Annotated in this window: 7 protein-coding genes and 1 pseudogene; all 8 read right to left on the reverse strand. The window is 66.6% G+C overall.

Annotation, left to right across the window (positions count from 1 at the left end; genetic code table 11):
* Window positions 1-13 precede the first annotated feature (13 nt).
* Window positions 14-238, reverse strand: a complete 225-nt coding sequence (locus tag FJW06_RS23670; protein ID WP_140755029.1) for a DUF2274 domain-containing protein — start codon at window positions 236-238, stop codon at window positions 14-16.
* Between the two features lie 2 nt (window positions 239-240).
* Window positions 241-1,452 carry a TrbI/VirB10 family protein gene (locus FJW06_RS23675; protein ID WP_246674808.1) on the reverse strand — a complete coding sequence of 404 codons (1,212 nt, stop codon included), beginning with the start codon at window positions 1,450-1,452 and terminating at the stop codon, window positions 241-243.
* A gap of 56 nt (window positions 1,453-1,508) precedes the next feature.
* Window positions 1,509-2,648, reverse strand: coding sequence for a P-type conjugative transfer protein TrbG (trbG, locus tag FJW06_RS23680; protein ID WP_140755031.1), 1,140 nt, complete (start codon window positions 2,646-2,648; stop codon window positions 1,509-1,511).
* Window positions 2,645-3,328, reverse strand: coding sequence for a conjugal transfer protein TrbF (trbF, locus tag FJW06_RS23685; protein ID WP_140755033.1), 684 nt, complete (start codon window positions 3,326-3,328; stop codon window positions 2,645-2,647). The genes trbG and trbF overlap by 4 nt, the downstream gene beginning before the upstream one ends.
* Before the next feature lie 2 nt (window positions 3,329-3,330).
* Complete coding sequence (trbL, locus tag FJW06_RS23690; protein ID WP_140755035.1) at window positions 3,331-4,692, reverse strand: P-type conjugative transfer protein TrbL; 1,362 nt, start codon at window positions 4,690-4,692, stop codon at window positions 3,331-3,333.
* 1 nt (window position 4,693) lies between these two features.
* Window positions 4,694-5,098, reverse strand: coding sequence for a putative entry exclusion protein TrbK-alt (gene trbK-alt, locus FJW06_RS23695; RefSeq protein WP_181178528.1), 405 nt, complete (start codon window positions 5,096-5,098; stop codon window positions 4,694-4,696).
* 8 nt (window positions 5,099-5,106) lie between these two features.
* Window positions 5,107-5,865: a P-type conjugative transfer protein TrbJ gene (trbJ, locus tag FJW06_RS23700; RefSeq protein WP_140755039.1), complete on the reverse strand. Its 759-nt coding sequence runs from the start codon at window positions 5,863-5,865 to the stop codon at window positions 5,107-5,109.
* Window positions 5,862-7,158, reverse strand: a pseudogene (locus FJW06_RS23705) (conjugal transfer protein TrbE); the annotation flags it as partial. The gene trbJ and the pseudogene FJW06_RS23705, both read right to left, overlap by 4 nt.

Raw genomic sequence — 7,158 nt, forward strand, 5'->3', positions numbered from 1 at the left:
CTGAACGGGGCACTCACCCGCTCGCCGACCGCCTGGCGCTTGCAAAACCGCGGTCGGTGGCAATGAACCGCTCCAGCATCGCAACGATGAGGCGTGTGGGCTCGGCAGGCGCTTGTCCCGCCTCGCGACCGAGGATCTCGGCGTAAGCGGTGAGGTCGCGATGCAGAGCGGCCGGGAGTTCGACAGTGACCTTGACCGGTTTGTCGTCGGCGATCGGCCCCAGTTTCAGCTTGGCCATATTCAATCTCCGTAAGGTTCGAGCACGAGGTCGCGCGTGACGAGGACACGCACCGGGAAACCCGGCCGGATGGTTAGCGTCGGCGCGATGTTGAGCTGCCGCTGAACGATCTGCTGACCTGTCTGGCTGATGCTGTCGGATGCGCCCTGGCGCAGAGCGCGCACGATGTCGCTCTCCTCGCCCGATGCGCCTGCCTGCGCGCCGAGGCTTAAGATTGTGGAGAGCGCGGCCGCCTTGAACAGCTCGCGCCAATGGTAATCGACGCCATCCTCCAGGCCAGCATAGCCTTCGGCGTCGGCGCCTGGTTCACGTTCCAGAACGATCGAGCGGCCGTCAGGAAAGATCAGCCTGGTCCAGACCAGCAGGACGCGCCGCTGGCCGAAGCCGACACCGTTGTCGTACTGGCCTATGAGCCGTGTCCCTTGCGGCACAAGCAGTATCCGTCCGGTTGGGCTGTCATAGACATTCTCCGTCACCTGGGCGGTAATCTGGCCTGGCAGGTCGGAGCGGATGCCCGTAATGAGGGCTGCCGCGATCACGGCACCAGCCTGAAGGACGTTTTTCGAAGCCGGCAGTTCCACGCGATCCGGCGAGACTGTGCGCTTGTCGGGCGGCTGATCGAGGAAGGCGCGCTGCCGGTCCTGCGCCGTGGGCGTCGCGGGCTGGGGCGCGAGACCAAGGTTGGCGAGATCGGGCTCGGGCCTCGCGTCGGAGACCTGGGCCACAACCGGGCTGCTCGCGGGCCGCGTTTGGGTGGATGCAAAGAGGCGCGCAGTCCTTGCTGCCTCCAGTTCCTGCTGCCTTCGTTGTTCCTCCGGATCGGGACCGAGGGATTCCGGTGATGGCACGGGGCCGGAATTTCGCGCGTTGAGGATCGGCCGACCCAGATCGCCGGGAAGCGGCGGACCAAGCTTCGGAACGCCTACGTAGTCCTTGGGCAGGGCGGAGAGCCCGTCGGGGGGCTGGCGATTGTCTGTGGAATAAAGCTCCTGGCCCTGATCCTTCGGCCGGTTCTGAAGCGCGTAGATCAGCGCTCCGCCGACAGCCAGGCTGGTGCCCAACCCCAACCCGGCCAGCACCTTGCGGGACAGGCGCGTCACGCGCGGCGGCTCGGCGCGCAGCCGCATGGCCGCGGCTGGCTCATGGGTCAATGGCCGCGCGTCATCGCGGCCTGGCGTCTCCGGCCAGTCGTTCTCTCCGTCCGAACGTTTCAAGCGGGTTTCGTTCTGAGTGCCCTGGGTTTGATCCCTGGCGAGATCGAGGTGGTCGCTCACGATGCCGGCCCTCCACTGTCGCCGCGGAGGGTGGGCGGACGCCAAAATGCACCGGTGCCCCGCATCCATGACAATGTGCCGCTGCGTTGCCCATCTGTTCGGGAGACACGGACCCGGGCCTGGTTCTTGCCGGCGCCGAAGCGCAGCTCGGCGGCGGCAAACAGCCGATCGACGACCATGTAGTTGCCGCGGACGCGATAGTTCACCAGCTCGGACGTATCGCCTTGCGGTCCCACCACGAAAAGCGGCGGCATTTCCCCCTGACCGATGCCGCGCGGGAACTCGATGAACACCTGCCTGCCATCATCGAAGGCGCGCAGCGGCCGCCACGGCGCACGATCGCCGGTCACCTCGTAGCGGAAATTGACGCGCGACAGGTCGATCCCCGTCGACACCGGCTGCGCCGCCTCGGCCTGCTGGTTCTGGCGGTGCAGGGCCACGAGCTGGTCCTGCGGATACTGCCACGAAACCGAGGCCATATAGGTCGAGGGCGCCGAGCGCAGCTCCATATGATAGGTGCGCCGGTCGGTGTTGATGACGAGATTGGTGACGAGGTCAGCGCGCGTGGGCTTCACCAGGATGTGGATTTGCCTTGTCGCGCCTGAGCCGCTCTCCGCATCGCCGATGATCCAGCGCACGGTATCGCCGGCTGCGACCGGTCCGGAGCCGACCAGCTCTTCCCCTGCCTGCAACGCGATGTCGGTGATCTGCCCTGGCGAGGCGTAGACCTGATAGAGCGCGCCATTGACAAACGGATAGACCTGCATGGCGTTGACGAAGCCGTCGCGGACGGGCTGGACACGCGCCGCCTGGTTGGCAAGGTTCACCCGGGCGGCGGGATCGCTCGGCTCCGGACCGGGCTTCGCGCCCTTCTCTATCGGCTTCAACTGGCCGGGAAGCGGCAAAGGCTTCGCAAGCTCCACCACCTTGACGGGTCGCGGCGGGTCGGTGGCTTGCACCGCCGGGACCGGATCGTCATAGGCAATCTCCGGTGGCTTCTGCGGAGTGGCGCATCCCGCAAGCGCCGAAGTGCCGAGCAGAAATGCCGGAAGTGCTATCTTGCTCAAGGCCGGCATCGCGCAGCGCAGGAGCGGCAGCCGCAGGGCAGGAGTGGATTCGCGGATTGCGGGCTTCATTGGCCAAGCTCCTTCGACCAGTTGATGGCGTTGACGTAGATGCCGAGCGGGTTCTTCCTCAGCGTGTCGGCATCGCGCGGAGGCTGGACGACGATGGTGACGATGGCGGACCAGCGCTCGGTGGAAGCGAGCGAACCGTCCTGGTAGCGGCGCTCGATCCATGCGATGCGGAAGCTCGCCGGAGAGGCGCGGATGACCGACGATACCTCGACGGCGACCTGCTGCTTGCCGATCCTGGTGAACGGATCATTGGCGCGCGCATAGTCGTTCAGAGCCAAGGCGCCGCCTTGCGTGGTGAAATCATAGGCGCGCAGCCAGTTCTGCCGCAGGATGACAGGATCGGCCGGGATCGACCTCACCTGTTCGATGAAGCGCGCGAGATAGAAGGCGATCTGCGGATCGCTCGGCTGATAGTCGACAGCGGCCGGTCCCACAGCCTGGGCCTGGCCGAGCCGGTCGACCTGCACCACCCAGGGTACGATCGAGCCGCTGGCTGATTGCCAGACGAGAGCACCCGACATAGCCGCGGCGAGCGCCAGGGAGCCGAAGGCCATGTAACGCCAGCTGCGCGCCTGCACCCGGGCCGAACCGAGGCGCTCGTCCCAGATCTGGGCGGCGCGCTGGTATGGCGTCTCCGGTCGAGGGGATTTTCCGTAGTGCGTGGACGGTCGTTTGAACATGCTCAGTCGCTTTCAGACAGGTTGATCGAGGAGCCGCCGCCATGGCTGTCGCCGCTGCGGACGGCGTGGGCGGCGACCTGGACGCCATGGCTCATCTGTTGCGAGCGCTTCATGCGCTTTGCCCAGGCGGGCTGGCTTTCGGGGGCCGGGGACGGGACGCCAGCGAAGCCGCCCGCCGCGAAGTCGCCGCCGAGCGTGCCGGCGCTGGATGATCCGCCGGTCATCTCGAAGGCGGTGCGGGCGCCGGCGTTGTGGCTGTCCATCATCCCGCCCGAGACCTGACTGGCGACGCGCTTCAGGGGCGAGGCGGCAGCCTGCGCGCCAGCGGCGGCTACGCCACCCAGCCCGGACGCGACGGCGGAGAAGCCGGATCGTCCGGCCGAGCCGAGCTGGTAGGCGGTGGATGCACTGCCAGCGGCCGCGGCGCCACCGCGGGCCGCCGCGCCAATGGCGCCGGAGAACGTCGCGCTTCCCGCCGCGGCGACGCCAGCGGCTGCGGTTCCCGCCGCGACCACGCCGCCGGCGGCGAGACCGGCGCCGACCGCCGCGCCGGCGCCGAGCTGCGGGCCGCCGGAGACAAGTCCGTTGGCGATACCCGGCCCGAAGATGCCGAGGCCAAGCAGCGAGAGCGCCGCGAGAACAATCGCCATGGCGTCATCGATCGACGGGGTGTCTGCGCCGAACCCCGAAGTGAATTCCGAAAACAGCGTCGAGCCGATGCCGATGACGACGGCCAGCACCAGAACCTTGATGCCGGAGGAGATGACGTTGCCAAGCACGCGCTCGGCCATGAAGGCGGATTTGCCGAACAGGCCGAACGGGATCAGCACGAAACCGGCAAGCGTCGTCAGCTTGAACTCGATCAGCGTGACGAAGAGCTGAACCGCGAGGATGAAGAAGGCGAGCAGCACCAGCGCCCAGGCGAAGAACATACAGGCGATCTGGATGAAATTCTCGAAGAAGGACCAATAGCCCATCAGGTTCGAGATCGAATCCAGCAGCGGCCGGCCGGCATCGAGCCCGGTCTGCGCCACCTTGCCCGGGCGCATCAGATCGTCGACGGCAAAACCGGTGCCCGATGCCTTCAGGCCAAGCCCGGCAAAGCTTTCGAAAACGACGCGGGCAAGGTTGTTCCAGTTGGAGATGAGGTAGGCGAAGACGCCGACGAACAGCGTCTTCTTGACCAGGCGCGCAAGAATGTCGTCGTCGGCGCCCCACGACCAGAAGAGCGCGGCAAGCGTCACATCGATGACGATCAGGGTGGTGGCGATGAAGCCGACTTCGCCGCCAAGCAGGCCGAAGCCGCCGTCGATGTAGCGCGTGAAGACTTCGAGGAAATGGTCGATGACGCCGGTGCCGCCCATCTCAGCGGACCTCCGAGCCGGAGGACGCGCGCTGCGTGGATGGCGCGTTTATCCCCTTATCGTGCGCTCCATTCCCGTCCGGCCCTGCCGATGCCGGCACGTTCGGGAAGAGCGTTGCCGGCTGAGCGGGAGCGGACGTTGCTAGCGATGTCCGCTGGCGCAGAAACCGGCGCCGGGTCTCCGCCCATGCCCTCAGACAGCCGGGATCGCGGGGACCGGCCTCGCCGATCTGAGAGCAGCGCAGCAATTCGGCCGCAAGCGGATCTCCCGGCGCTATGGAACGGTCGCGAAGCGCGAGCGGCTCGGAATGGTGGTGGTGAGCGCTCTTCATCGCAATCAAAGCCGCCGCAAGAGCTGCGGCGATCAAGACAACCGCAGCGAGGCGGGCGAACATCCTGCTGTCCATCGCGCGCCTCAGTTCTTGCCATAAAACATCTGCGCATTGCCGGGCTGGTAACCCTGGCCCTGCGTCAGAAAACGGCGGCGCTGTTCCCTGCCCTGGTCGGCGGCCGTGGCCTGCTCGGCCGATTGCAAGGCCTGCGCCCGGCCGTTGGCGGCGACCACCGCGGTGAGATCCGCGAGCTGCTGCGCCTGCAGGGCGAGGAGCTGGTTGCCGGCCTGCGTTGCCTGGAGCGCGCCGGTGGCGCCCTGGCTCTGACCGACCAGTGCCGACATCTCGGAGCGATTGGCGTCAAGATTGCCGACGACGCCGGCCTGCACGCGCATTGCGTCCTGAAGGCCACCGACCGTGTTTTGCCAGCGCGAGCGCGCGTCGGTGACGAGTTGCTGATCCGATGCCGACAGCGGGACGGCGCCGTATTTCTGCTTGAAAGCCTGATCGATCTGCTCGACGTCATAGGCAATGTTCTGCGCCTGGCCGAGCAATTGCTGGGTGCGCTGCACCGACTGCTGGAGCTGCTGCAGCGCGGAGAATGGCAGGCTCGCAAGATTGCGGCCCTGATTGATCAGCATCTGCGCCTGGTTCTGAAGCGAGGTGATCTGATTGGTGATCTGCTGGAGCGAGCGCGCTGCCGTCAGCACGTTCTGAGAATAGTTCGAGGGATCGAAGACGATGAAGGCATTGGCCGGGTTCACCATCATGGGCGCGACACTGACGGGAGCGAGAGCGAGCGCGGCGGCGAACCGCATGGCAACGGAACAACGCATTTTCATGAGGACTTCTCCATGCTGGTGAAGACTGGGCCTTTGGAGGCGGAGCTGGTCAGGCCGGGTACGAGCTCGGCTGCCCAGCCGAGGCCGCGGTGGCTGAGCCAAGCCGCCAGGAAGCCGTCGCGGCCGTGTTCGGCGATTATCCGGGCGATCGCGGCCTGGTCGGTCCTTGCGGACGCAGCGCAAAGCGCAAGAGCCACATCCGACAGTCCGAGCTCGAACAGCCTGTTGCCGCGGCGGGACTGACAGTAGTAGTCGCGCTTTGGGGTCGCGCGGGCGATGATCTCGATCTGTCGGTCGTTGAGGCCGAAGCGGCGGTATATCGCCGTGATCTGCGGCTCGATGGCTCGCTCGTTCGGCAGAAGAATCCTGGTCTGGCAGCTCTCGATGATCGCAGGCGCGATCGCCGAGCCGTCGATATCGCTGAGCGACTGGGTGGCGAAGATGACGCTGGCGTTCTTCTTGCGCAACGTCTTCAGCCATTCGCGCAGCTGGCCGGCAAAACCCTCGTCGTCCAGCGCAAGCCAGCCTTCGTCGATGATGAGCAGGGCTGGCGAGCCGTCGAGGCGGTCCTCGATGCGATGGAACAGATAGGCAAGGACCGCCGGCGCGGCGCCCGTTCCGATCAGCCCCTCGGTCTCGAATGCCTGGACCGAGCCCGAGCCGAGCCGCTCGCGCTCTGCATCGAGCAACCGGCCATAGGGTCCGCCGACACAATAGGGGCGAAGCGCCTGCTTGAGATCGTTCGATTGCAGCAGCACGGCCAGGCCGGTGATCGTGCGCTCCCCGACCGGCGCGGAGGCCAGCGAGGTGAGTGCCGTCCAGACATGCTCCTTGACTTCAGGTGTGATCGCCACACCTTCGCGGGTCAGCAGCGCCACGACCCAGTCGGCCGCCCAGGCGCGCTCCGGAACGTCGTGGATGCGAGCGAAAGGCTGCAGACTGACGCATTCGGTCGCATCGTTGCTGAGATTGCCGCCGAGATCGTGCCAGTCCCCGCCCATGGCGAGCGCGGCCGCGCGGATCGAGCCGCCGAAATCGAAGGCGAAAACCTGCGCGCCCGCGTAACGGCGGAACTGCAGCGCCATCAGCGCCAGGAGCACTGACTTTCCGGCGCCGGTCGGGCCGACGACCAGCGTATGGCCGACGTCGCCGACGTGAAGGGAAAGCCGGAACGGGGTCGAGCCTTCGGTCTTGCCGAAGAGCAGGGGAGGCGCTGCCAGATGCTCGTCCCGCTCCGGCCCCGCCCACACCGCGGATAGCGGGATGATGTGGGCGAGATTGAGGGTGGAGATC

Origin of the sequence: Mesorhizobium sp. B4-1-3 (assembly GCF_006439355.1) — a bacterium.
Classification (GTDB): domain Bacteria; phylum Pseudomonadota; class Alphaproteobacteria; order Rhizobiales; family Rhizobiaceae; genus Mesorhizobium.